Genomic DNA, 23357 nt, shown 5'->3' with positions numbered 1-23357 from the left:
TCAATCAAATAGTGAGCTTCGGTATAAATCATAATTTTATAAGAGGATTAAACATGCGCATCATTCTTCTAGGTGCTCCTGGCGCGGGTAAAGGCACTCAAGCAAACTTCATCATGAACAAATTTGGTATTCCTCAAATTTCAACTGGTGACATGCTACGTGCTGCTATCAAAGCGGGTACTGAGCTTGGTAAGCAAGCTAAATCAGTAATCGACGCTGGTCAGCTAGTTTCTGATGAAATTATCCTTGGTCTAATCAAAGAGCGTATCGCTCAAGATGACTGCGAAAAAGGTTTCCTACTTGACGGTTTTCCACGCACAATCCCACAAGCTGATGGCCTAAAAGAGATGGGTATCGCTGTAGATTACGTTATTGAATTTGACGTAGCTGATGATGTGATTGTTGAGCGTATGGCTGGTCGTCGTGCTCACCTTCCTTCTGGCCGTACATACCACGTTGTGTACAACCCGCCTAAAGAAGAAGGTAAAGATGACGTAACTGGTGAAGAGCTAGTTGTACGTGATGACGACAAAGAAGAAACAGTTCGTGCTCGTCTAGGTGTTTACCATGAGCAAACAGCACCACTTATCGCTTACTACGGTAAAGAAGCTGAAGCGGGTAACACTAAGTACCTTAAATTCGACGGTACTAAGCAAGTTGCTGAAGTTAGTGCAGAACTTGAGAAAGCACTAGCATAATTGGCTAACAGCCAGTTTTATAATTTGATATATTGGAAGCGACCGGTTAGGTCGCTTTTTTTATATTGATGCTCAGTCAGGTTCGATTATGTAATCGCTAAAGTGGTTGTTAGATTACACAAAACGAGCTGAGAATTTGAATAGGTATATCAAGGTGATCCCTAGAGTAACTGGCTGAGTATAAAGCTTTCCAAATTTCATTAATGGTCTCAGGTATCTATGGAAAATAAAAAAAAGCAGGGTGTGTTGTTGGTGAACTTAGGGACACCTGATGCAGCAACTCCTGCAGCTGTGCGCCGTTTTTTAAGCGAATTTCTGCATGACAAACGAGTGGTGAGTCTCACTCGTTGGCTTTGGTGTCCGATTCTTCATGGCGTGATCTTACCAATCCGCTCACCTAAAGTTGCAAAGCTCTACCAATCTGTGTGGATGGACCAAGGTTCGCCTCTGTTGGTTTACTCTCAGCGTCAGGTCGCTAAGCTACAAGATAAGTTGCAGATGCCTGTTGCGCTTGGTATGACTTATGGCAATCCAAGTCTCAAATCAGGTATTGAAGCCCTGATGGCACAAGGTGTCGAAGAGATTATTGTACTGCCACTTTACCCTCAATATTCTGGAACTACGACCGCTGCGGTATCTGACGGACTCACCAAAGCGTTCAAACAGCTGCCGGTGATACCGGGCTACCGCTTTATCCGTGATTACTATAGCCACCCAAGCTACGTTAAAGCTCTGGCTGAGAGTGTGAGAAAGCATTGGCGTGAAAATGGGCAAGGTGACCATCTTGTTTGTTCTTTCCACGGTATTCCGAAGCGTTTGGCTGACCAAGGTGACATTTATCCTCAACATTGTGAGCAAACGACCGAGTTGTTAGCTCAAGAGCTTGGTTTGTCTGCAGACAAGATTACCATGACGTATCAGTCGCGCTTTGGTCGTGAAGAGTGGCTTAAGCCATATACGGACGAAACGTTAGAAGAGTTGCCAAAGCAAGGCATTAAGAAGCTCGATATCATGGCCCCAGCGTTCTCTGTAGACTGCTTAGAAACACTGGAAGAGATCTCTGATCAATGTAAAGAGACCTTCATTGAAGCGGGTGGCGAAGCCTTCAGTTATATTAAGTGCCTCAACGACAATGATGAACACATCCAAATGATGGCAGAACTCGTCGAGATGCATCGCTAGTTAAAGAGCGTCATAGAAAACAGAAAAGGAGTGACTCACAGAGCCACTCCTTTTTATTTATCTACTGTTTGTTGAGTCTAGTATTATACCAATCGTAGTAAATAATTGCTCATCCTAGCTTGTTAAAAGGCTCGATAACTGCGTTAGAATTTTTGATTGTAGAATAACTACTTACCGAAAAATGCTGCCTTGTTCTCAAGCCTTTTTCCTGCGCTATTTTTGATCACCTATTTACTGTGATTGGTATTAAGCTAGCGAAGTTTGTGCGCTAGTCTCTTCTGACTCGGTATTCACAGGGTTGCCTTCGACACCATGCATCCAAGCAACTAGCTTGTTTGCGCAAAGGAGTAGAATCACACCACTAATCGTTGCTGAGATAGCAATACCACTAAAGATAGCCATTGCACCTAGCTCACCGACATGAGAACCCACCAGACCAGCAACATAGTTTGCGATCGCATTGAAACCGAACCATGCACCCATCATCAAAGAAGCTAGGCGAAGAGGAGCCAGTTTCGTTACCAGTGATAGACCAATCGGCGATAGGCACAACTCACCAAGAGTATGGAAGAAGAATGCGCCAACTAACCATAGCATAGAAGTCTTCACGCTTAGGTCGCCACCTTGTTCCATAACCGCACCGATCATACAAACGAAACCAAGAGCCAAAAAGAATAGAGCCATAGCAAATTTGACCGGAGAATTTGGTTCACGTTTGCCTAACTTCACCCAAAATGCCGCGATAATTGGTGCTAGCGTAATAATGAAGAATGGGTTTAGAGATTGGAACCAAGCTGCTGGTACTTCAAAATCGCCAATCATACGGTCAGTGTACTGCTGAGTGTAGATGTTCATTAGGCCACCTGCTTGTTCAAAGCCCGCCCAAAATACGATAACGAATAGACCCATAATAAGGATAACTTTGAGTCGATCGTACTCTTCTTTGGTTAATGGTGCTTTCTCTTTCGATTTGCTTAGCGCCTTTGCACGAGCAGCCGCTGGCACTGAGCCGATATCACCTAGCCAAGATTGAGCCATTGTCATTTGCATCACAAGGCTGATGACCATACCGATACCAGCTGCAAGGAAACCGGCTTTCCAGCCGTATGAATCCACAGCTGCACCGGAAATAAGACCACCCAGCAGTGCGCCCAGGTTGATGCCCATGTAGAAAATAGTAAATGCACCATCACGACGGTTGTCACCTTCTTGGTAAAGGTCACCCACCATAGTAGAGATGTTTGGCTTGAACATACCGTTACCACTGATCAGTAGAGCTAAACCTAGATATAAAGCGCTCACCTGGTCTAATCCCATAAAGCCGTTAGGTAATGCTAAAGTGAACTGACCCAGAGCCATTAACAGGCCACCAATCAGAATGGATTTACGTTGACCTAGGTAGTTATCCGCAATCCAACCGCCGATAAGAGGGGTGATGTAAACAAGACCTGTGTAGATACCGTAAAGGTCGAGCGCGTCTTTGGTTGACCAACCAAGGCCGCCATTGATGGTGGTATCTGTTAAAAATAGAACGAGAATGGCGCGCATTGCGTAGTAGGAGAATCGCTCCCACAACTCGGTACTAAAGAGTAGAAACAGCCCTCGTGGGTGGCCGAAGATGTTGTGTGTTTTTGGCATAAGTTTTACTAATTTTAAATATTAAAAGATTTTATAGTCAATCATGTATACATACCCAGATAAAAAACTGCAATAGGGTCTTTTTATAGTGACGATGACAATGTTTTGTTAAACCTATGATTTGATTTGTTTTTATTGCTAATGTGGAGTGGGGTTTGTGTGCTGCAAACTAATTTTCCATTATTGAATAAGCGCTTATTAATGGTTTATTGGCTTGTAAGTAGCATTTGCGGTTTGTAAGCGTATGTATTTTGTTCTCATTTTTGAGGTGCTCCACTGTATAGTTCGGGTGTGGCTTTTGATGAAATTGTTTTTGTTGAATAATTGGTCTGTTCCGCAATATTGGCTAACGAGGGTTAATTCATCTCATCAACCTGAATTAATCCGAATTTGGCTATGTTAAGATGTAAAAAAAATACAAAATGGCTAGGAAAATGAAACGTTGGTATCTACTTTACTGTAAGCGAGGAGAGCAAATCCGAGCGAAACAGCATATGGAAAATCAGGGGGTAGAGTGTTTCTATCCTCAACTTGAAGTCGAAAAAATCGTCAGAGGAAAAAAGAAGCGTGTCAAAGAGCCGTTGTTTCCTTCTTACATTTTTGTTCGATTTGATTATGAACAAGGCCCGAGTTTTACTACGTTGCGGTCAACAAGAGGTGTGGTGGACTTCATTAAGTTTGGTGCGATGCCACATGAAGTGCAAGGTGATCTGATTTACGAACTGAAGCAGATTGAACACGAGTGTCAGGGGTATCCCGTGGATGATTGTCCGCAGTTATGTTCAGACTATCAAGCGGGCGATGTCGTTGAGATCTGTAGCGGCCAGTTTGCAGGCATTAAAGCGGTTTATCATGAAAAAGATGGTGAAGCGCGATCGATTATGCTGGTACAGATGATTAGCCAGGTGGTTCCGGTAAGCATTGAGAACGCAGCTCTGGCAGCACGCATTTAATCTGACTTTCGGATCTTTGGATAATAAAAAAGGCGCTAAGAGCGCCTTTTTTGATCTGATTTTCTAGAAGAGTCAGGTTCTAGTATGCGTCGTTGTGAACCGCTTTAACAGCGCGGCCTGAAGGATCGGCGTTGTTCTTGAATGACTCATCCCACTCAATCGCTTTCGCAGATGAACATGCTACAGAAGGACCACCTGGTACACACTCTGCTGCAGACTCTAGTGGGAACAACTCTTCAAAGATCTCACGGTAAGCGTAACCTTCTTTGGTTGTAGGCGTGTTGTATGGGAAGCGAAATTTCGCTGTTTCCATTTGCTGGTCGGTTACTTTCGCTTCTGCAGTTGCCTTCAGTGTATCGATCCAGTCATAGCCCACACCGTCTGAGAACTGTTCTTTTTGACGCCATGCGATAGAGTCTGGCAGGTAGTGCTCGAAACACTCACGTAGGATGTGTTTTTCCATTTTACCGTTACCACACATCTTATCTTCAGGGTTTAGACGCATTGCCACATCAATAAACTCTTTGTCTAAGAAAGGTACGCGACCTTCAACGCCCCAGGCTGCCAGAGATTTGTTAGCACGAGCACAGTCAAACATGTTCAACGCTAGAAGTTTACGCACCGTTTCTTCATGGAACTCTTTCGCATTTGGCGCTTTGTGGAAGTACAGGTAGCCACCGAAGATTTCATCTGCACCTTCACCAGAGAGTACCATCTTGATACCCATCGCTTTGATCTTACGAGCAAGCAGGTACATCGGAGTCGATGCACGTATGGTGGTCACATCGTAAGTTTCAATGTGGTAGATAACATCGCGAATCGCATCCAAACCTTCTTGGATTGTGTAGGTCATTTCGTGGTGAACAGTACCAATCTTGTCAGCCACTTCACGAGCAGCGACTAAGTCAGGCGCGCCTTCAAGACCAACAGCGAAAGAGTGCAGTTGTGGCCACCATGCTTCAGACTGTTCGTCGTCTTCGATACGCATTGCCGCAAAGCGTTTTGCTACTGCAGATGTGATGGATGAATCCAAACCACCTGATAGAAGTACACCGTAAGGAACGTCAGTCATGAGCTGGCGTTTAACCGCAGCTTCTAACGCTTCTGTCAGCTCTTCTTTGCTGGTTGAGTTACCTTGTACAGCTGCGTATTCGTTCCAGTCACGAATGTAGTAGCGCTGAGGCTCTGAATCTTTTGAACCGTATGAACAGCCAGGAGGGAATTCGCTCACTGTTTTACATACTGGTACTAGTGCTTTCATTTCTGACGCGACGTAGTAGTTACCGTGTTCATCGTAACCTTGGTATAGAGGGATAATACCAATGTGGTCGCGGCCAACTAGGTATTCGTCTTTCTCTTCATCGTACAGTACGAATGCAAAAATACCGTTTAGCTCTTCAAGCAGATCCGCACCAAGCTCTTGATATAGGGCAAGGATAACTTCACAGTCAGAATCCGTCTGAAACTCGTATTTATCTTGGTAACGAGCGCGAAGTTCTTTGTGGTTATAAATTTCGCCGTTTACCGCCAGAATGTGTTTTTTATCTTGGCTGTAAAGAGGCTGTGCACCACTATTTAGGCCAACAATAGCAAGACGTTCGTGAGCAAGAATAGCTTTGTCGCTTGCGTAAATACCAGACCAGTCTGGACCACGGTGGCGGAGTTTTTTAGACATTTCTAGGGCAACAGGGCGAAGTGCTGCAGCATCACTTTTAATATCAAGAATGCCAAATACTGAACACATAGAACTTCCTTTCAAATCATTTCCAAATCAACTGTATTCAATTTGCCATTTTGGTTAAAAAATGCAACTGGGTATGATGAAAAAAATTATATAAAGAGGGTTCTATTAGAGATTTTCTATTTAAAGTGTATTTTTGATTGATTTTATTTAAATGCGGTGTGATTTTTAGCCACTCATCCCTCATTGCCGACAATATTTGAACGAAAACAAGGGGGAGTGGCTAGGGTGAAATACTACATTTTCATAATGTTAGGGCTAAGTTGTTCGCACACGTGGCGTGCAAAACCGCTACCCGCTTCACTGTAAATGTTGAATGCAGCGTCAACGCCGTTTTCTTTCAGTGTCTCTAGTTGATCCGAATACTCTGCGATAGCAGCAATTTGACCTTTAAAGTTACGAGCTTTGAGCTGGTCAAGCGCGGTCTGGTTACCTTGGTGGTGAGGCATCGCAAGAATAACGAGCTTAACATTAGCCGTATCTAAAATACGCTCCCAAAAATCCGGGTCGGTTGCGTCGCCAGAGATAACGTTACGTCCATGACTGCGATGGCTGTCTGCGGCATCCTCTCGTACTTCGACGCCTAAGCAGACTTTTCCATAGCGAGTGAGAAGTTCGTCATAAGCACCAGTACCAATTCTGCCCATACCAAGGATCAATACTTGAGCATGGCCTGGATCAATCCGTTTATCACGCTGGTTGAGCTTTTCTGCTGCGTGCTCTTTTAGCCATCTACCGGAGTGTTGATACAGTTTGTGCCCAGCGCGATTGAGTGGAGCGGCAATCAAGAAAGATAATGAGACAGCAATCGCGACGGCAACCAAGATATCGCCAGACATCCATCCCATTTTAAATGCAAGGCCACCAACAATCAGACCAAACTCACTGAAGTTGAATAGAGAAAGTGATGCTAGCAGCGAGGTACGAACTCGGAATTTGAAGAAATTAAGCACCCAGAAGTAGAGGAAGCCTTTGACTGGCAATAACAGTAAGAACAAGATTGCCAGCATAAAGCCCTGAATAGTCGGCTGTTCAGACAAGCCAATATTTAAGAAGAAGCACACAAGGAACAACTCTTTTAGGTTAAAGAGTGATTTTGACAGTTCCGATGCTTTAGCGTGACCTGCCAGCAACATACCTAAAATCAGTGCGCCAAGGTCTGGTTTTACCCCAACAAACTCAAACAGACCGGCACCGACAACGAGAGCAAAGAAGATACCAAACAACACCAACATTTCGCCGTGTCCTACCCAATCAAGTATTTTGTAGAAGAGTGGCCTTAGAAGAGGGAGTGCGAACAAGGCAATAGCATACCATTCAGGGAGCTTACCGGTAGAAGCGGTTAGAAACACGACTGCGAAGATATCTTGCATTACCAAAATACCGATCGCTAGGGTGCCGTAGGTGGCATTCATCTCACCTTTCTCTTGTAGCGTTTTGACCGCAAAAACCGTACTTGAAAAGGAAAGAGCAAAGCCTAGTAAGATGAGCTGTTCATTTGACATTGCAGCAAGGGAGGAGATCCCAAGCAATTTAAAGCCAAACAGAGCCACTGCAAAAAAGAGGGTAGAGATCAGGTTATGTACGGTTGCGCCGGCCCAGATTTCCTTGGATAACAAGGTTTTGATATCCAGCTTAAGACCTATCGTAAATAACAGTAGAGTGACGCCGAGATCGGCAAGAGTAACGATGGTGTCATTGCTTTCAAAGCCAAACGCGTTAAGCGCAAAGCCTGCAATGAGAAAGCCAACGAGTGGGGGTAATTGACACTTCAAAGAGATAAAGCCTGCAATAAATGCAGCGGATAATAATATAAGTTCCATAACTTGTAGTTGTTGTTCCCTAGCTTATAAAAACGGGCCGTGTTTTATCCAAACACGGCCCGCTGAAAATCAATATTGCTTTTCTTTAGTCTTCGAGTAGCTTCTGCAATAACACGCCGTTGAGCATGGCACGTTTGATCATCGCGAAGGCACCCATTGTCGGATGTTTGTCGATCTCAGATGCTACAATAGGCAAGCCGCTATGGAAAGTCGTTAACGATTGATTCTCTACATTACGCTTAATTGCCGGGAAAACAATGTCTTGAGCCTTGGTAATGTCACCAGCAATGATCACTTTTTGTGGGTTAAACAAGTTGATCGTCATTGCTATGGCTTTACCTAATTGGTTACCAACGCGAACCAAGCTCTGTTTTGCCAGCTCATCACCATTCATTGCGTGGTCACAAACATCTTGAATTGTGATGCACTCAAGCTCAGTTAGAGAAGATTCGTAACCTTGCTTAATTAGCTTTTGAACACGGTCGATAATAGCTGGGTTTGCAGCAACGGTTTCTAAGCAACCAAAGTTACCGCATTGGCACTGTTCACCTAGTGGATCAATTTGAATATGCCCGATCTCTCCAACGTTACGGTTATGCCCTAAGAACACTTGGCCGTTTACTATGATACCCGCACCTGTACCACGATGAACGCTGACTAGGATTGAGTCTTGGCTGTCTTGGCTTGCGCCGAAGTAATGCTCTGCTAAAGCCATACCGCGAACGTCATTTCCGACGAAACAAGCCACGTGGAATGTGTCGCGAATAATGTCACTGAGGGCTAAATTATCGATATCCGTATTTGGCATGTACTCGACCACACCTGTTGTCGGGTTTACAAGGCCAGGTAAGGTAATGCCGATCGCAATCAATTGGTCGATTTGATACTGCTGTTCAGCAACAAATGATTTAAGGGTGGTCAATAAACCTTCCATCAAATCGGATTGATCTGAGTAGTTTAGGTCTTCTTGAACGAAAGCCAGCTCACGACCACCGAGGTCATGAAGGCTAAGTTGAATATAATCTCGCCCCAAACGAACAGCGATGGAGTGAAAAGGCTCCACCTCTGTCGTTAGGGAGATAGCGCGTCTACCGCCAGTAGACGCTTGCTGAGCCACCTCTTTGATGAGGCCGCGCTCTAATAATTGGCGGGTAATCTTTGTAACACTTGCTGGTGCGAGTTGGCTTACGTCAGCCACTTGTATGCGACTGATAGGACCTTGTTGGTCTATGAGCCTGTATACCGCCGCACTGTTTAGTTGTTTAACTAAGTCTACGTTACCTATTTGTCCGCCATTCATACTTAATTGTGCTCGTATTGTCCGTTAACAACAGTCGCTTTTACATTGAAGTCTCTATCGAACACAGCCAGGTTAGCTACCATGCCTTTCTTAATTCGACCTAGTTTACTTTCTACACCCATCGCAGTTGCTGGGTACAGAGTCGCCATGCGTAGAGCTTCGTCTAAAGCGATTCCAGCGTGCTCAACTGTGTTCTGTACTGCTTCAATCATAGTCAGAGCTGAGCCGCCCAGTGTGCCGTTCTCATCAACACACTTACCATCTCGGTAATATACTTTCTTACCGACAAAAATAAAGTATTCCATGTCAGCACCTGCAGGAGCTGTGGCATCCGTCACTAATACAAGCTTTTCTCCCTTGATTTTATGCGCAATACGGATGTTTGCGTAATCAACGTGGAAGCCGTCAGCGATGATACCCGCATAGACTTCAGGTGTATCGTAGATTGCGCCTACAACACCTGGTTCACGGCCAACCATTGGTGTCATCGCATTGAAAAGGTGTGTTGCGAAGGTGATACCAGACTCAAAGCCTTTGCGCGCTTCAGCATAAGTCGCATTGGTATGACCGATAGAAACAACGACGCCAGCTTTGTGTAGACGTTCGATATGCTCAGGGTCATTTAGTTCAGGAGCCAAAGTAACTTTAGCGACCAAATCGCTGTTCTCACAGATGAGGTCGATCATGTCGTTGTCTGATTTACGAATATGGTCGACGCTGTGAATCCCTTTTTTCGCGACGTTAAGGTATGGGCCTTCCAGATGCAAACCAAGAGATTGGTTTTGATATTGGTTGTGGTATTCACGAGCTGCTGTGATCACTGCGCGCATGTCTTCGTCTGAAGAGGTGATCAGCGTTGGTAGGAAGCTCGTGCAACCAGACTTTAAGTTAGCTCGATGCATAATCTGCATCGTATCAGCAGTGATTTCATCGTTAAGCATAACACCGCCGCAACCATTAAGCTGTAGGTCAATAAAGCCCGGACTCAGGTTAGCACCTTCTAGGTCACGAACTTCAATGCCGTTTGGCAGTTCAGCAACAGGGCAGACTTGCTTAATCAGTCCGTTTTCAATAACAACTGCGTGATCGGTCAAAACATCACTACCAGTGTAGATTTTACAGTTACTTAGCGCGTACATAGTCAGCTAATCCTTATTTCGTGAGAACTTTAAATTTTGTTCGTTACCTAAAATTTCGACTTACTTTGCGAACATCATTTACGTAACGATTTAACTTTTTGAAACTGGCAAACTTCAAGGTGAAGTGCGAATTAAGTTTTTGAAAATACAGTAAACAAATACGTTTTGGTCTTTCATTACGTGGCCTGATTATTGATTATTAGTGGGGTAAAGAAAGCAGGTTGCCCCCATGTATTGGCCTAATAATTACTCTTGAATTTTATCTGTAAATCTTCATTTTTTTGAATGATAAAATAAGTTTTATGATCTCGCTAGCAAAAACCTTGTGATTTGGCAAAAACTGGTGATTATGATCACAAATGGTAAGGTTTTAATTTGCGGGGCAAAATTAATTGAATACACTGATTAGGACTAAATTGAGTGACTAAAATAAGTTTCTCAAACGAATACTCAAAATCCTATAGGGGGAAACAACAGGTGAATATTCTAGGATATGCACAGAAGCTAGGTAAAGCGTTAATGCTTCCTATCGCAACGCTTCCGATTGCGGCGCTTCTACTACGTTTAGGTCAAGGCGATCTACTTGATATTCCATTTATGGCGCAAGCTGGTGGTGCTATCTTCGGTAACCTACCGCTGTTATTTGGTCTAGGTATCGCAATTGGTCTTTCTAAAGACGGCAATGGTGCAGCAGGTCTTGCTGGTGCGGTTGCTTACTTCGTACTTACAGCGACAGCAACAACAATTAATGCTGACGTAAACATGTCTTTCTTTGGCGGTATCTTCGCAGGTATTATTGCAGGTCACTCATACAACGCTTTCCATGCAACACGCCTTCCTGAGTGGCTAGCATTCTTCGCAGGTAAACGTCTTGTGCCAATCATGGCCGGTCTATTTGCATTAGTTGCTGGTGCAATCTCTGGTGTGGTATGGCCTGGTGTTCAATCTGGTCTAGATGCATTAGCTCACGCAGTATCAACGTCTGGTGCTATCGGTCAGTTTGTATACGGTACTCTTAACCGTGCACTTATCCCTGTAGGTCTACACCACGTATTGAACTCTTACTTCTGGTTCGGTATGGGTACTTGTCAAGAGATCGTAGTAGCTGGTTCTGCTGGCTTCGAAAGCTTCAAACAACTTTGTGTTGACCCAGCTCTAGCGAAAACTCTAGTTGTTGGTCAAGAGTACACATTCAACTTCGCGAACTCTGTAAACCCAGAAATCACTGCAGTTGTTAAAGAAGTAACTGAAACAGTTAAGTCTGGTGACCTACACCGCTTCTTCGGCGGCGACAAAGGCGCTGGCGTATTCATGAACGGCTTCTTCCCTGTAATGATGTTTGGTCTACCAGGTGCAGCACTAGCAATGTACCTAGCAGCTCCAGCTGAAAAACGCGGTCAAGTTGGTGGCGCACTATTCTCAGTAGCATTCTGTTCATTCCTAACAGGTATCACAGAGCCACTAGAATTCATGTTCGTATTCCTAGCTCCTGCTCTATACGCAATGCACGCTGTATTTACTGGTCTATCTCTAGTTATCGCTAACATGTTCGGTACGCTTCACGGCTTCGGTTTCTCTGCTGGTCTAATCGACTTCGTATTGAACTTCGGTCTAGCGACTAAGCCAATGACGCTACTATTCATCGGTCTAGGCTTCGGTGCTCTATACTTCTTCACATTCAGCTTCGCAATCCGCGCTTTCAACCTGAAGTCGCCAGGTCGTGAAGATGACGAAGAAGGTGCTGCAGCAACTGACGGTGAAGCGCCAAAAGGTGACCTAGCTCGTCAATACCTGAAAGCTCTAGGTGGTCACGAGAACCTAACTTCAATCGACGCTTGTATTACTCGTCTACGTCTAACTCTTAAAGACCGCTCAGTAGCTGACGAAGCTGTTCTTAAGAAACTAGGTGCGAAAGGTGTGGTTAAACTAGGTGAAAACAACCTACAGGTTATCCTAGGCCCACTAGCTGAAATCGTTGCTGGCGAAATGAAAGCAATCGGTGCAGGTGAAGACCTATCAGATGTTAAACTTCCTTAGTCGCTTTCGCGTAGAGCAAATCACTCACGCAACAGCCTAAAGAGCTGAGTAAGTCGAAATTGAAGCCTCCCTATGGGAGGCTTTTTCGTATCTGGCTTTGGCGCTTGAATCATTCAGCGTTCTATTCTTCATCGAATAGCAGAAATATTCGCAATAAACTGATGGTTCTTATTGTGTAAAGCCTTAGAATTGTGGATGATTAGCAACAATGATCTTTCTATCCTAGGCTTAAGTTAAAAGCGCTATTTCTGGAATGGAAAGAAGAATTTTTCTCTGACAATACTAAATACATAGAGGTGCTATAGATGAGTGAAGCTGAGGCTCGTCCATCGAATTTCATTCGCCAAATTATTGATAAAGATTTAGCGGATGGTACACACACTAGCGTGCATACTCGTTTCCCGCCGGAGCCGAATGGTTACCTGCATATCGGTCACGCTAAATCTATCTGCTTGAACTTTGGTATTGCTCAGGACTACCAGGGACAATGTAATCTTCGTTTTGATGATACAAACCCTGAAAAAGAAGACGTTGAATACGTTGAGTCAATTAAGAATGATGTAAGCTGGTTAGGCTTCGAGTGGTCTGGTGACATCTGTTACTCATCAAACTACTTCGATACGCTTTACGCTTACGCTGTCGAATTAATTAATAAAGGCTTAGCGTACGTTGACGAGCTAAGTCCTGAGCAGATCCGTGAATACCGTGGCACGCTAAAAGAGCCTGGTAAAGCGAGTCCATACCGCGATCGTAGCCCTGAAGAGAACCTAGCGCTATTTGAAAAGATGCGTGACGGTGGCTTTGAAGAAGGTAAAGCGTGTCTGCGTGCTAAGATCGACATGAGCTCGTCGTTCATGGTAATGCGCGATCCCGTTATTTACCGTGTGCGTTTTGCTCATCACCACCAAACGGGTGACAAGTGGTGCATTTACCCAATGTACGACTTCACGCACTGTATTTCTGATGCGCTAGAGGGCATTACGCACTCTATCTGCACACTAGAATTCCAAGATAACCGTCGTCTGTACGATTGGGTACTCGATAACATCACAATTGATTGTCAGCCACGTCAGTATGAATTCAGCCGTCTTAATCTAGAGTACACGGTGATGTCTAAGCGTAAGCTGAATACACTGGTGACTGAAAACCTAGTTAACGGTTGGGATGACCCACGTATGCCAACAATCTCTGGTCTGCGTCGTCGTGGTTTCACGCCTGCGTCTATTCGTGAGTTCTGTAAGCGTATCGGTGTAACGAAGCAAGAGAATATGATTGAATTCGGTTCGCTTGAGTCTTGTATTCGTGATGACCTGAACGAGAACGCACCGCGTGCAATGGCAGTTCTGGATCCAGTTAAGATCGTGATCGAAAACTACGATGCAGATAAAGTGGAAACACTTACGGTAGCCAACCACCCGAACAAACCTGAAATGGGCACTCGTGAAGTACCATTTACTCGTGAAGTTTGGATTGAGCGTGATGACTTCCGTGAAGAAGCAAACAAGAAGTACAAGCGTTTGGTTCTAGGTAAAGAAGTTCGTCTACGTGGTGCTTACGTGATTAAAGCTGAGCGCATTGAGAAAGATGCAGAAGGTAACATTACAACGATTTTCTGTTCTTACGATGATGAAACGCTAGGTAAGAATCCAGCTGATGGTCGTAAAGTAAAAGGTGTTATCCACTGGGTATCGGCTGATAAAGCACTACCAGCAGAGATTCGTCTGTACGATCGCCTTTTCACAGTCGCTAACCCAGCGGCTGCGGATGACTTCGCTGCAACAATCAACCCAGACTCTCTGGTTAAACTGAACGGCTTTGTTGAACCTAGCTTAGCTGAAGCAGCTCCAGAGCAAGGCTTCCAGTTCGAGCGTACAGGTTACTTCTGTGTTGATTCAAAAGACTCGAAAGCAGACGCGCTAGTATTCAACCGTACGGTTGGTCTACGTGATACTTGGGGTAAAACAGAAGCTTAATAACCTCTTCGGTTAGATAAAGGAAAAAGCCAGCGATTTGAATGGGCTCCCGATGACTGGGAGCCGCTTCAGAAGCTGGCTTTTTTGTATCTTGAGTTTAACTGTGTTCTTAAATGTCTGCTTCGGTACGTTTCGTTGCCTTCCAAATAAAAAACGCTGACCGAGGTCAGCGTTTGTTTTATTTCTTCGCTTTATGCGCGTCCGGGTTGCCTTTGCAGTCACCCGATATGCTCTTACCGTAAAGGTACAAGCTATGGTTCGTTAGCTGAACGTTATAACGCTTAGCGATCTCTTTTTGTCTCTCTTCGATGATGTCGTCTGAGAATTCAATCACTTCACCACAGTCTAAACATACAAGGTGATCGTGATGATGCTGCGTTGATAGTTCGAATACAGACTTGCCGCCTTCGAAGTGGTGACGAGTTACAATGCCAGCGTCATCGAATTGGTTAAGAACTCGATAAACGGTCGCAAGGCCAATCTCTTCACCTAAGTCGATTAGCTTTTTATACAAGTCTTCAGCACTAATGTGTTGGCAGTCTGGCTGTTGTAATACTTCTAGAATTTTGAGCCTTGGGAGGGTCACTTTAAGACCAGCATCTTTTAGCGCTTGATTGTTGTCTGACATATACTTTCCTGTTGATGATCTGCAGCAATTAACAGAATTCAATATTCCCGTTATTATAGGATACTCGACCACAACAATAAACCACGAACTTCAAAGGGTTAATCACTTGTATCACAATCTGTTTTGTAAAATCTAAATATCTCTCTTATATTAGAGGTTAGACCAGTTATTATGGTGCTGAATAGAAGCAGAACATGGAAGATCGTAATGAACAAGCAACTCGCTAGAATCTACAAACCCGGTATCGTTAAATTTGCGCTCAACATCTGGCCGCCTTTTTGGGGAGCAGGTATCAAAATCGACCACATTAGCCATGATTTTCGAGTTGTAAAGACGGTGTTGAAGTTACGCTGGTGGAATAAAAATGCCAATCGTACCCAATACGGAGGCAGTATCTTTTCTCTCACTGATCCAGTTTACTCACTGATGTTAATGGGTATTCTTGGTGAGCGTTATTATGTTTGGGATAAAGAAGCGAGCATTAATTTTATCAAACCTGGTCAGTCGGATCTGTATGCCGAGTTTGAAATTACTCAAAATCAATTGGATGACATTTATCGTCAAACCCAACTGGGTGAAAAGTGCTTTCCGGAGTTTATTATTTATGTCAAAGACAAAGAAGGGCAGGTGGTGTCTGAAATCCAACGCACGCTCTATGTAAGGAAGAAACCACAATTTAGAGAAGACGATGAGCCTGTAGAGGCTTGATTAGCTGAAATTGGCAAGTAATAGATACAAAAAAACCTCCGCGTGGAGGTTTTTCAATATCTTCAACGAGCAGAGAGATGATTAGTCTTCTAGCTCTGCTAGGCACATCTCTTCGTGGATTTGCTTAACCCAGTTAGATACGCGCTCGTCAGTTAGCTCTGGTTGACGATCTTCATCGATACATAGACCCACAAATTGACTGTCGTCGCCTTCAACAAGGGCTTTAGACGCTTCGAATTCGTAACCTTCAGTTGAAGTGTAACCTAGAATAGTCCCGCCTTTCGCTTCAACGATGTCGCGGATTGTACCCATAGCATCACAGAAGTATTCAGCGTAGTCTTCTTGGTCACCACAACCAAAGATAGCCACTAGCTTAGTTGAGAAGTCGATGGCTTCTAGCTCTGGGAAAAAGTCGTCCCAATCACATTGTGCTTCGCCGTAGTACCAAGTTGGGATACCTAGAAGAAGCAGGTCGAAGTTATCGATATCTTCTTTGCTGCTTTTTGCAATGTCTTGAACATGAACGAGCTGCTTGCTCAATTGTTTTTGAATCATCTTTGCAACAGCTTCAGTGTTACCTGTATCGCTACCGAAGAAGAGACCTACACTTGCCATAGAATCATTACCTTTCATTTTGTCTGTTGTCGGTGTAATAAGTTTGGACGAGAATCAACCGATTCCTGAACCTTCCCAGCTCACTTGAATAATTCCCTTGGCGATAAAACCCGCGCAGCCAAGGAACAACACTAACCACACAATGCGACGACCAAACGCCGGAACATTACCCTGTTTCAGAACGTCTTTAATTGCCATACCGATTAGAAAGAAAATCGATGCAAATAGAAGATCTAAACCAATAGATTCAATGATGTTCATGTAGTCGTAAAGCATGGGAACCTTATATACCAATTTTGCTTGGGCGCACTATATCACTGTTGTGAGATAAAGTTAATCGGCAGAAATCGCTGACTTCTCATTTATCTATTGATATCGAGATTATGCTTTAAAAAACGAGGCTGTTAGCTCAAAAACTTGCGAATAGCTCTGAGAACTTCCTTGGGTTTCTCTGCATGTAGCCAGTGCCCAGTATTGGCAATGACATGCGCTTTCACATTAGAAAACTGCTGCTGAACCAGAGGTTGATGTTCTGGCATCAAGTAGTCAGAGTCGCCACCCTTAATCAGTAGTGTTTTGACGCTGGTTTTTTCGATTGGTTCCCAACCAATAATATTGGCGTAATTTGCTTCTAACGATGCAACATTAAATCGCCACACCATTATCCCGCTTTCGTTTTTGTACAGTGACTTGGTTAAAAACTGGCGTACGCCGTCAATTTCAATATGGCGGGCTAATACCTTGAGCGCTTCTGAACGAGAAGTTGGTTGCTTTTCGATGACGGCGTTTAAACCTGCAAAAACATTGTCGTGGCGGTTTTGCGTATAAGCGACAGGTGCCATGTCGAGTACAATAAGTTTCTCGATGCTCACTAATTCAGTCAGCGCCATCGCAACCTTACCACCCATTGAGTGACCAATAACGGTTGGTTTAGAGATATTGAGTGACGTCAAAAGCTGCGCCACATCACCAGCCATCGAGTGGTAATCGTGTATATCGCTGTGCGGGGAAATACCATGGTTACGTAGATCAATACTGAGTACTTGATGATCGGTTTTAAGATCACGAGCAAGTAGGCCTAAATTATCCAAGTTGCCGAATAATCCGTGGATCAAAACGATGGTGTGACCCTCACCTTCCAATTTATAGTTGAGCTGTACTGACATTTTTATCTTATTCATGGTGGGTTTGACGTAGAGTATCCGCGCGGATCTCGCTATAATCCCCCAGAGTTTAAACATTGAGATTGTGAAAAGCGAATGAAAACAATTGAGGTTGATGAGGACCTGTACCGTTATATCGCGGGTCAGACAGAACGTATCGGCGAAAGTGCTTCAGATATTCTGCGCCGCTTATTGCAGGTGGATAATCAAGGCTTGGCTCCGGCTGAAGAGATCGTGGAGCCGAAAGGTATCGTTGTGAGTAAGGAAGTAGGCTTTACTCCAGAGAAGCTAGATGGCGTTAAAGAGATGCGCTCGCTGCTTATTTCAGATGAATTTGCCTCTTTAAAGAAAGCCATTGATCGTTTCATGCTGGTGCTATCAACACTGCATAAAATTGACCCAGCGAGCTTTTCAGAAGCGACTCAAGTAAAAGGTCGCAAACGTGTCTACTTCGCAGACAATGAAGCGACACTGCTGGCTAACGGTAATACGACTAAGCCAAAAGCGATTCCAAACAGCCCGTTTTGGGTAATCACCAATAACAACACCAGTCGCAAAAGACAGATGGTTGAACAGTTGATGAGTCGCATGAATTTCCAAGCTGAACTAATAGAAAAAGTAACAGGTTCAATCTAAGGAAATCTGATTTAAACCTCATAATATCCATGCTAAAGAAGATATTATGAGGTTTTTTTGTTTTTTAATTTTGTATATAAGGATGTCAAAATGGCTATGCACCCTCGTGCTGGGCAGAAAGCTCAGCAGGAAGATCTTCATAATATCCCGGCTTTAGTTGCAAACTACTTCTTACAGCAACCGGATGCTTCAAACCCAGACCACAAAGTACAGTTTGGTACTTCAGGTCATCGCGGTACAGCAGACAAATCAACATTTAATGAAAACCACATTCTCGCTATTGCTCAAGCAGTAGCTGAAGTGCGTGCAGAGCAGGGCACGACTGGTCCTCTGTTTGTAGGTAAAGATACACACGCGCTTTCGGAACCAGCATTTTCCAGTGTTGTTGAAGTACTTGTTGCCAATGGCGTTCAAGTTATCACTCAACAAGACAATGGCTATACTCCAACACCTGGCGTTTCTCACGCGATTCTAACGTACAACCTTAAGCACGAAGATAAGGCTGACGGTATCGTTATTACGCCATCTCACAACCCACCACAAGATGGCGGTATCAAGTACAATCCAGTACACGGTGGCCCTGCGGAAGCTGAGTTGACTCAAGCTATCGAAGATCGTGCAAACGTTCTGATCGCAGAAGGCTTGCAAGGTGTGAAACGCATGTCTCTTGTAGAAGCGAAAGCATCTGAGCTGTTTGTAGAGATGGATCTTGTTAAGCCATACATCGATGACCTAGTGAATGTGATCGATATGGAAGCAATCCAAAAAGCAAACCTAAAAATTGGTGTTGATCCACTTGGTGGTAGCGGCATCGACTACTGGCGTCAAATCGGTAAGGCATACAACCTTGACCTAACACTGGTAAGTGAAGCGATTGATCCATCGTTCCAGTTTATGTCTCTAGATAAAGACGGCGTGGTTCGTATGGACTGTTCTTCTCCTTACGCAATGGCAGGTCTGCTAGCGCTTAAAGACGAATACGACCTAGCATTTGGTAATGACCCCGATTACGACCGCCACGGTATCGTAACGCCAAAAGGTCTAATGAACCCGAACCACTTCCTAGCGGTATGTATCGATTACCTATACCGTCATCGTGAAGGTTGGGGCAAAGATGTCGCGGTTGGTAAGACACTGGTATCAAGTGCATTGATTGACCGCGTAGTTGCAGACCTTGGTCGTGAACTATGTGAAGTTCCGGTAGGCTTTAAGTGGTTTGTAGATGGTCTATACAAGGGTACGTTCGGCTTTGGTGGTGAAGAGTCTGCGGGTGCATCATTCCTACGTAAAGACGGTACACCATGGTCAACAGATAAAGATGGCATCATTCTGTGTCTTCTTGCTGCTGAGATTACCGCGGTAACGGGCAAGAACCCACAAGACTACTACGAAGAGCTAGCGGCAAAACACGGAGAGTCTAAATACAACCGTATTCAAGCCGTTGCTAACGGCCAGCAAAAAGACGTACTTAAAAAGCTATCACCAGAGATGGTTGCAGCGGAAACATTGGCGGGTGATGCAATCACTGCTCGTCTAACGCACGCTCCAGGTAATGGCGCAGCTATCGGTGGTCTTAAAGTAACAACTGAAAACGGTTGGTTTGCAGCTCGTCCGTCAGGCACTGAAGATATCTACAAGATCTACTGCGAAAGCTTTAAAGGCGAAGAGCACCTGAAGCAAATCGAAGAAGAAGCTCAAGAGATCGTTAACCAAGTGTTTGCTGCGGCAGGTTTATAATCGGTAATCGATTTTAGCTAGATAATAAGAAGGGTTGATGTGAAAGCATCAACCCTTTTTTGTGCCACTTTGAAAATAGCCCTATCCATGTGGCCAACGTTCTGGCATCACGAACCAGAACTGCCCAGACTTTGTTTGGCCATGTATAAAGCGATCGCCAAACTCTGTAATGGGTGACTGCTCGAAATCTTCAGTACCTGACGCCCATTGATTCTTGGTAAGTGGGTACAGCGCTTCTTCAATAAGGTGAGCTTGATTTTGATAACACCAGTAGCCGTTTACTTGCGTGGAATTAATTTTATAACCTAAACAATGAGTTGGAACTTTTTGTTCAAGAAATGGGTTAGTATACAAGCGGCCTTGCATTAACAGATGTTGCGATTGAATATCGAGGTCTGGGTATTGAGCGCGAAATGCTTCAGAACAAGACATTTGCAATTGGTGGCTAAGCATACGATCAAGCTTCTTGTCGAGTTGGTCATGCGCATTTGGGCCATACCAAGTATCTTCATGAAGCAGATAAAACTTAATGGCCACTTCCCAATGCTCCAATTGAGCGTTGCGCTTATCTTCTAGAATAAAGTCTATGGCACCCAATGTTCGACCATTTACATTGATTTGGATCTCATCATGAGCAATGACGTAATTTGGTGAGTTTTCGAACAGAGTCTGGCACAAATGCTGATAAACAAAGCCTAATCTTGGATTGCCTTGATATTGGTGGTCATTTGGAAGTGATTGTGACGATGCAAATAGTGTTAAATCACTGACGGGGTCCTTGCACTCTAATATTGGCGGTGAATCTATGATCCATTGAAAAAATCGTTGTAATGACGCCATCTCTTCCTCACTGATTGGTCAAGGTCGTCCGACCCAAGTATGCTTTCGACATTCTACCCGTAAATTGATATAACCACGTTATCAAAAATGTAAGCTGGAACAAGCAATGAATAACCTACAGTTAGAAAAAATTCTTAATGAGAAGCTGCAACCTCAACAGATTAAAGATTACAGTCCGAATGGTCTACAAGTCGAGGGTACGCCTGAAGTCAAACGCGTTGTAACAGGAGTTACTGCTTCACAAGCTTTGATTGATAAGGCGGTTGAGCTAAACGCAGATGCACTGCTTGTTCATCATGGTTACTTCTGGAAAGGTGAGCCTGAACCGATTCGCGGAATGAAAGGTAAACGCATCCGCACTTTGATTAAGAATGACATCAACCTGATGGGTTATCACCTGCCTTTGGATATTCATCCGGAATTAGGTAACAACGCAGAGCTGGCTCGACTGCTTGAAATCGAGGTAGAAGGTGGTTTAGAAGGGCACCCGCAATCAGTCGCTATGTTTGGTAAGTTGAGCAAGCCAATGACAGGTGCTGAATTTGCGCAGAAGATCAATCAGGTGTTGAATCGTGCTCCTTTGCATATTGCTCCGGAAAACGCCGATAAAATGATTGAAACAGTCGGTTGGTGTACGGGTGGTGGTCAAGACTACATTGAGCTTGCTGCGTCAAACGGCTTAGATGCATTTATCTCGGGTGAGATCTCAGAACGCACAACGTATTCAGCGCGTGAGCAAGACATCCATTATTTTGCTGCAGGTCACCATGCAACAGAGCGCTACGGTATTAAAGCGCTCGGTGAATGGCTTGCAAAAGAGCATGGTTTGGATGTTGAGTTTATCGATATCGATAATCCGGTATAAGAGCAAGTACGGGATGAGGGGTATGAGTAGAGAGTATCCCTTAAACCTTTGAGGAACTTCGTAAGGTTCGCTATACGCTTCATGAGATCCCCAACTCGCTCGTCCCTTGCTCTTGGGGATGACGGGCAACTATAAATTTGTATCCGCCGATGTGATGCGCCAGTCAGAACGCTAAAGGGTTATATCTGAATCTGTCATTCCCTAGACTGACGAAGGAAGGAGTAGGGAATCTCTTTGACAGGCCGTCACGGATATTCAAAATATCTCGTATCTCGTATCTCGTATCTCGTATCTCGTATCTCGTATCTCGTATCTCGTATCTCGTATAAAAAGAAAAGGGTTGGTGCTTTCGCATCAACCCTTTTTAACAATCATACTTTAAAAACGATTATTCACGTTCGTGAAGTGCTTTAAAGTCACGCTGCTCTTTACCCGTGTAAAGTTGACGTGGACGACCGATACGGTTCGTTGGGTCGCTGTGCATTTCGTTCCAGTGTGCAATCCAACCGATAGTACGAGACATCGCGAAGATTACTGTGAACATTGAAACAGGGATACCGATCGCTTTCAGGATGATACCTGAGTAGAAGTCTACGTTCGGGTACAGTTTCTTAGATACGAAGTACTCGTCAGAAAGGGCGATACGCTCAAGTTCCATAGCAACGTCTAGCAGTGGATCTTTGATGTTCAGCTCTTTCAGTACTTCGTGACATGCTTCACGCATTACTGTCGCGCGTGGGTCGTAGTTTTTGTAAACGCGGTGACCGAAGCCCATTAGACGGAATGGGTCGTCTTTGTCTTTCGCTTTTGCAACATACTCTTCGATGTTATCAACGCTGCCGATTTCTTCCAGCATACGTAGACACGCTTCGTTTGCACCACCGTGAGCTGGACCCCAAAGAGACGCGATACCTGCCGCGATACACGCGAACGGGTTAGCACCTGAAGAACCAGATAGACGTACAGTTGAAGTAGAAGCATTTTGCTCATGGTCTGCGTGCAGAGTGAAGATCTTATCCATTGCACGAGCAACGATAGGGTTCACTTCGTACTCTTCACATGGGTTTGCGAACATCATGTGAAGGAAGTTTTCTGCGTAGTTCAGGTCGTTACGAGGGTAGATGAACGGTTGGCCGATCGAGTACTTGTAACACATTGCGGCTAACGTTGGCATTTTCGAGATCAGGCGGTAAGCCGCGATCTCACGGTGCGTGTCGTTATTGATATCAAGTGAGTCATGATAAAACGCAGCAAGAGCACCAACCACGCCACACATAACAGCCATTGGGTGGGCGTCACGACGGAAGCCGTGGAAGAAGCTTGCGATTTGTTCATGAACCATGGTGTGACGAGTAACGGTCGTTTTGAATTTCTCGTATTCGTCGCGAGATGGGGCTTCACCATAGAGAAGGATGTAACATACTTCCAAGTAATCAGCGTTATTGGCTAGTTGGTCAATTGGGTATCCACGGTGCAAAAGGATACCTTTGCCGCCGTCAATAAAAGTGATTTGAGACTCACAGGATGCAGTGGCAAGAAAACCAGGGTCAAAAGTGAAAAAACCATTAGAACCTAGTGTACGAACATCGATCACTGGCGTACCAAGTACACCTTCCGTAATCGGCAGCTCGATTGGCGCTTGACCTTCAATATGAAGGGTAGCTTTCTTATCCGCCATAAC

General features: G+C 44.5%; 20 protein-coding genes. 9 read left to right on the top strand and 11 right to left on the bottom strand.

What is annotated here, in order from left to right; all coding sequences use genetic code 11:
* The first annotated feature begins 53 nt into the window (after positions 1 to 53).
* Together adk and hemH are read left to right on the top strand one after the other, a co-directional pair.
* Positions 54 to 698 (top strand): adenylate kinase, encoded by a 645-nt coding sequence (adk, locus tag vsple_RS10045; protein ID WP_255230177.1) that lies wholly within the window; start codon positions 54 to 56, stop codon positions 696 to 698.
* Positions 699 to 917: 219 nt separating this feature from the next.
* Positions 918 to 1880, top strand: a complete 963-nt coding sequence (gene hemH, locus vsple_RS10040; protein WP_261881914.1) for a ferrochelatase — start codon at positions 918 to 920, stop codon at positions 1878 to 1880.
* 246 nt (positions 1881 to 2126) lie between these two features.
* Here hemH and vsple_RS10035 read toward each other — a convergent pair whose 3' ends face one another.
* Positions 2127 to 3518, bottom strand: a complete 1392-nt coding sequence (locus vsple_RS10035; RefSeq protein ID WP_255230179.1) for a peptide MFS transporter — start codon at positions 3516 to 3518, stop codon at positions 2127 to 2129.
* A gap of 434 nt (positions 3519 to 3952) precedes the next feature.
* Between vsple_RS10035 and rfaH the strand changes: the two genes are divergently transcribed.
* Positions 3953 to 4471 carry a transcription/translation regulatory transformer protein RfaH gene (gene rfaH / locus vsple_RS10030; protein WP_261881913.1) on the top strand — a complete coding sequence of 173 codons (519 nt, stop codon included), beginning with the start codon at positions 3953 to 3955 and terminating at the stop codon, positions 4469 to 4471.
* A gap of 79 nt (positions 4472 to 4550) precedes the next feature.
* Here rfaH and asnB read toward each other — a convergent pair whose 3' ends face one another.
* The 4 genes from asnB to nagA all read right to left on the bottom strand — a co-directional run bounded on the left by asnB (position 4551) and on the right by nagA (position 10474).
* On the bottom strand, positions 4551 to 6215 hold the full coding sequence (gene asnB / locus vsple_RS10025; RefSeq protein ID WP_255230181.1) for an asparagine synthase B: 1665 nt from the start codon (positions 6213 to 6215) through the stop codon (positions 4551 to 4553).
* Between the two features lie 233 nt (positions 6216 to 6448).
* Entirely contained in the window at positions 6449 to 8035 is a 1587-nt protein-coding gene (locus vsple_RS10020) for a cation:proton antiporter family protein (RefSeq protein WP_261881912.1), read from the bottom strand.
* Between the two features lie 85 nt (positions 8036 to 8120).
* Positions 8121 to 9335 carry a DNA-binding transcriptional regulator NagC gene (gene nagC / locus vsple_RS10015; RefSeq protein ID WP_255230183.1) on the bottom strand — a complete coding sequence of 405 codons (1215 nt, stop codon included), beginning with the start codon at positions 9333 to 9335 and terminating at the stop codon, positions 8121 to 8123.
* 2 nt (positions 9336 to 9337) lie between these two features.
* Positions 9338 to 10474, bottom strand: a complete 1137-nt coding sequence (nagA, locus tag vsple_RS10010) for an N-acetylglucosamine-6-phosphate deacetylase (protein WP_261881911.1) — start codon at positions 10472 to 10474, stop codon at positions 9338 to 9340.
* 519 nt (positions 10475 to 10993) lie between these two features.
* Between nagA and nagE the strand changes: the two genes are divergently transcribed.
* A complete protein-coding gene (gene nagE / locus vsple_RS10005; RefSeq protein WP_235201740.1) occupies positions 10994 to 12511 on the top strand; it encodes an N-acetylglucosamine-specific PTS transporter subunit IIBC in 1518 nt (505 codons plus the stop codon).
* Between the two features lie 305 nt (positions 12512 to 12816).
* Positions 12817 to 14484, top strand: coding sequence for a glutamine--tRNA ligase (glnS, locus tag vsple_RS10000; protein WP_150893795.1), 1668 nt, complete (start codon positions 12817 to 12819; stop codon positions 14482 to 14484).
* 178 nt (positions 14485 to 14662) lie between these two features.
* Here glnS and fcrX read toward each other — a convergent pair whose 3' ends face one another.
* Entirely contained in the window at positions 14663 to 15112 is a 450-nt protein-coding gene (fcrX, locus tag vsple_RS09995; RefSeq protein ID WP_239833054.1) for a ferric iron uptake transcriptional regulator FcrX, read from the bottom strand.
* A gap of 207 nt (positions 15113 to 15319) precedes the next feature.
* Here fcrX and vsple_RS09990 point away from each other — a divergent pair, with 207 nt between their 5' ends.
* Entirely contained in the window at positions 15320 to 15820 is a 501-nt protein-coding gene (locus vsple_RS09990) for a DUF4442 domain-containing protein (protein ID WP_261881910.1), read from the top strand.
* An 81-nt stretch (positions 15821 to 15901) separates the two neighbouring features.
* Here the strand turns inward: vsple_RS09990 and fldA are convergent, their stop codons facing one another.
* The 3 genes from fldA to vsple_RS09975 form a co-directional block, all read right to left on the bottom strand.
* The gene (gene fldA, locus vsple_RS09985) at positions 15902 to 16435 is read right to left on the bottom strand and encodes a flavodoxin FldA (RefSeq protein WP_239841325.1); all 534 of its coding nucleotides are present in this window, start codon (positions 16433 to 16435) and stop codon (positions 15902 to 15904) included.
* Positions 16436 to 16489: 54 nt separating this feature from the next.
* Positions 16490 to 16711 carry a DUF2788 domain-containing protein gene (locus vsple_RS09980; protein ID WP_032551852.1) on the bottom strand — a complete coding sequence of 74 codons (222 nt, stop codon included), beginning with the start codon at positions 16709 to 16711 and terminating at the stop codon, positions 16490 to 16492.
* A 128-nt stretch (positions 16712 to 16839) separates the two neighbouring features.
* The gene (locus vsple_RS09975) at positions 16840 to 17601 is read right to left on the bottom strand and encodes an alpha/beta fold hydrolase (protein WP_261883162.1); all 762 of its coding nucleotides are present in this window, start codon (positions 17599 to 17601) and stop codon (positions 16840 to 16842) included.
* Positions 17602 to 17694: 93 nt separating this feature from the next.
* On the opposite strand from vsple_RS09975, the gene seqA reads away from it, so the two are divergent.
* Positions 17695 to 18234, top strand: coding sequence for a replication initiation negative regulator SeqA (seqA, locus tag vsple_RS09970; RefSeq protein WP_255230188.1), 540 nt, complete (start codon positions 17695 to 17697; stop codon positions 18232 to 18234).
* A 90-nt stretch (positions 18235 to 18324) separates the two neighbouring features.
* Positions 18325 to 19971 carry a phosphoglucomutase (alpha-D-glucose-1,6-bisphosphate-dependent) gene (gene pgm, locus vsple_RS09965; protein WP_261881909.1) on the top strand — a complete coding sequence of 549 codons (1647 nt, stop codon included), beginning with the start codon at positions 18325 to 18327 and terminating at the stop codon, positions 19969 to 19971.
* Between the two features lie 81 nt (positions 19972 to 20052).
* On the opposite strand, the gene vsple_RS09960 is transcribed toward pgm, so the two are convergent.
* Positions 20053 to 20811, bottom strand: coding sequence for a DUF1853 family protein (locus tag vsple_RS09960; protein WP_261881908.1), 759 nt, complete (start codon positions 20809 to 20811; stop codon positions 20053 to 20055).
* Positions 20812 to 20917: 106 nt separating this feature from the next.
* On the opposite strand from vsple_RS09960, the gene vsple_RS09955 reads away from it, so the two are divergent.
* Positions 20918 to 21676 (top strand): Nif3-like dinuclear metal center hexameric protein, encoded by a 759-nt coding sequence (locus tag vsple_RS09955; RefSeq protein ID WP_261881907.1) that lies wholly within the window; start codon positions 20918 to 20920, stop codon positions 21674 to 21676.
* A gap of 388 nt (positions 21677 to 22064) precedes the next feature.
* On the opposite strand, the gene vsple_RS09950 is transcribed toward vsple_RS09955, so the two are convergent.
* Positions 22065 to 23354 (bottom strand): citrate synthase, encoded by a 1290-nt coding sequence (locus vsple_RS09950; RefSeq protein WP_255230192.1) that lies wholly within the window; start codon positions 23352 to 23354, stop codon positions 22065 to 22067.
* Between the last annotated feature and the right edge of the window lie 3 nt (positions 23355 to 23357).

Origin of the sequence: Vibrio pelagius (assembly GCF_024347575.1) — a bacterium.
In the GTDB taxonomy this organism is placed as follows: domain Bacteria; phylum Pseudomonadota; class Gammaproteobacteria; order Enterobacterales; family Vibrionaceae; genus Vibrio; species Vibrio pelagius.
The sequence above is the reverse complement of the archived record's forward strand: the minus strand, read 5'-3'. Positions and strand labels throughout refer to the sequence as shown.

Excerpts from the sequence above, each read along its gene's own strand:
- adk (WP_255230177.1), top strand. The coding sequence starts at position 54 with ATGCGCATCATTCTTCTAGGTGCTCCTGGCGCGGGTAAAGGCACTCAA.
- hemH (WP_261881914.1), top strand. The coding sequence starts at position 918 with ATGGAAAATAAAAAAAAGCAGGGTGTGTTGTTGGTGAACTTAGGGACA.
- vsple_RS10035 (WP_255230179.1), bottom strand. The coding sequence starts at position 3,518 with ATGCCAAAAACACACAACATCTTCGGCCACCCACGAGGGCTGTTTCTA.
- rfaH (WP_261881913.1), top strand. The coding sequence starts at position 3,953 with ATGAAACGTTGGTATCTACTTTACTGTAAGCGAGGAGAGCAAATCCGA.
- asnB (WP_255230181.1), bottom strand. The coding sequence starts at position 6,215 with ATGTGTTCAGTATTTGGCATTCTTGATATTAAAAGTGATGCTGCAGCA.
- vsple_RS10020 (WP_261881912.1), bottom strand. The coding sequence starts at position 8,035 with ATGGAACTTATATTATTATCCGCTGCATTTATTGCAGGCTTTATCTCT.
- nagC (WP_255230183.1), bottom strand. The coding sequence starts at position 9,335 with ATGAATGGCGGACAAATAGGTAACGTAGACTTAGTTAAACAACTAAAC.
- nagA (WP_261881911.1), bottom strand. The coding sequence starts at position 10,474 with ATGTACGCGCTAAGTAACTGTAAAATCTACACTGGTAGTGATGTTTTG.
- nagE (WP_235201740.1), top strand. The coding sequence starts at position 10,994 with ATGCTTCCTATCGCAACGCTTCCGATTGCGGCGCTTCTACTACGTTTA.
- glnS (WP_150893795.1), top strand. The coding sequence starts at position 12,817 with ATGAGTGAAGCTGAGGCTCGTCCATCGAATTTCATTCGCCAAATTATT.
- fcrX (WP_239833054.1), bottom strand. The coding sequence starts at position 15,112 with ATGTCAGACAACAATCAAGCGCTAAAAGATGCTGGTCTTAAAGTGACC.
- vsple_RS09990 (WP_261881910.1), top strand. The coding sequence starts at position 15,320 with ATGAACAAGCAACTCGCTAGAATCTACAAACCCGGTATCGTTAAATTT.
- fldA (WP_239841325.1), bottom strand. The coding sequence starts at position 16,435 with ATGGCAAGTGTAGGTCTCTTCTTCGGTAGCGATACAGGTAACACTGAA.
- vsple_RS09980 (WP_032551852.1), bottom strand. The coding sequence starts at position 16,711 with ATGCTTTACGACTACATGAACATCATTGAATCTATTGGTTTAGATCTT.
- vsple_RS09975 (WP_261883162.1), bottom strand. The coding sequence starts at position 17,601 with ATGTCAGTACAGCTCAACTATAAATTGGAAGGTGAGGGTCACACCATC.
- seqA (WP_255230188.1), top strand. The coding sequence starts at position 17,695 with ATGAAAACAATTGAGGTTGATGAGGACCTGTACCGTTATATCGCGGGT.
- pgm (WP_261881909.1), top strand. The coding sequence starts at position 18,325 with ATGGCTATGCACCCTCGTGCTGGGCAGAAAGCTCAGCAGGAAGATCTT.
- vsple_RS09960 (WP_261881908.1), bottom strand. The coding sequence starts at position 20,811 with ATGGCGTCATTACAACGATTTTTTCAATGGATCATAGATTCACCGCCA.
- vsple_RS09955 (WP_261881907.1), top strand. The coding sequence starts at position 20,918 with ATGAATAACCTACAGTTAGAAAAAATTCTTAATGAGAAGCTGCAACCT.
- vsple_RS09950 (WP_255230192.1), bottom strand. The coding sequence starts at position 23,354 with ATGGCGGATAAGAAAGCTACCCTTCATATTGAAGGTCAAGCGCCAATC.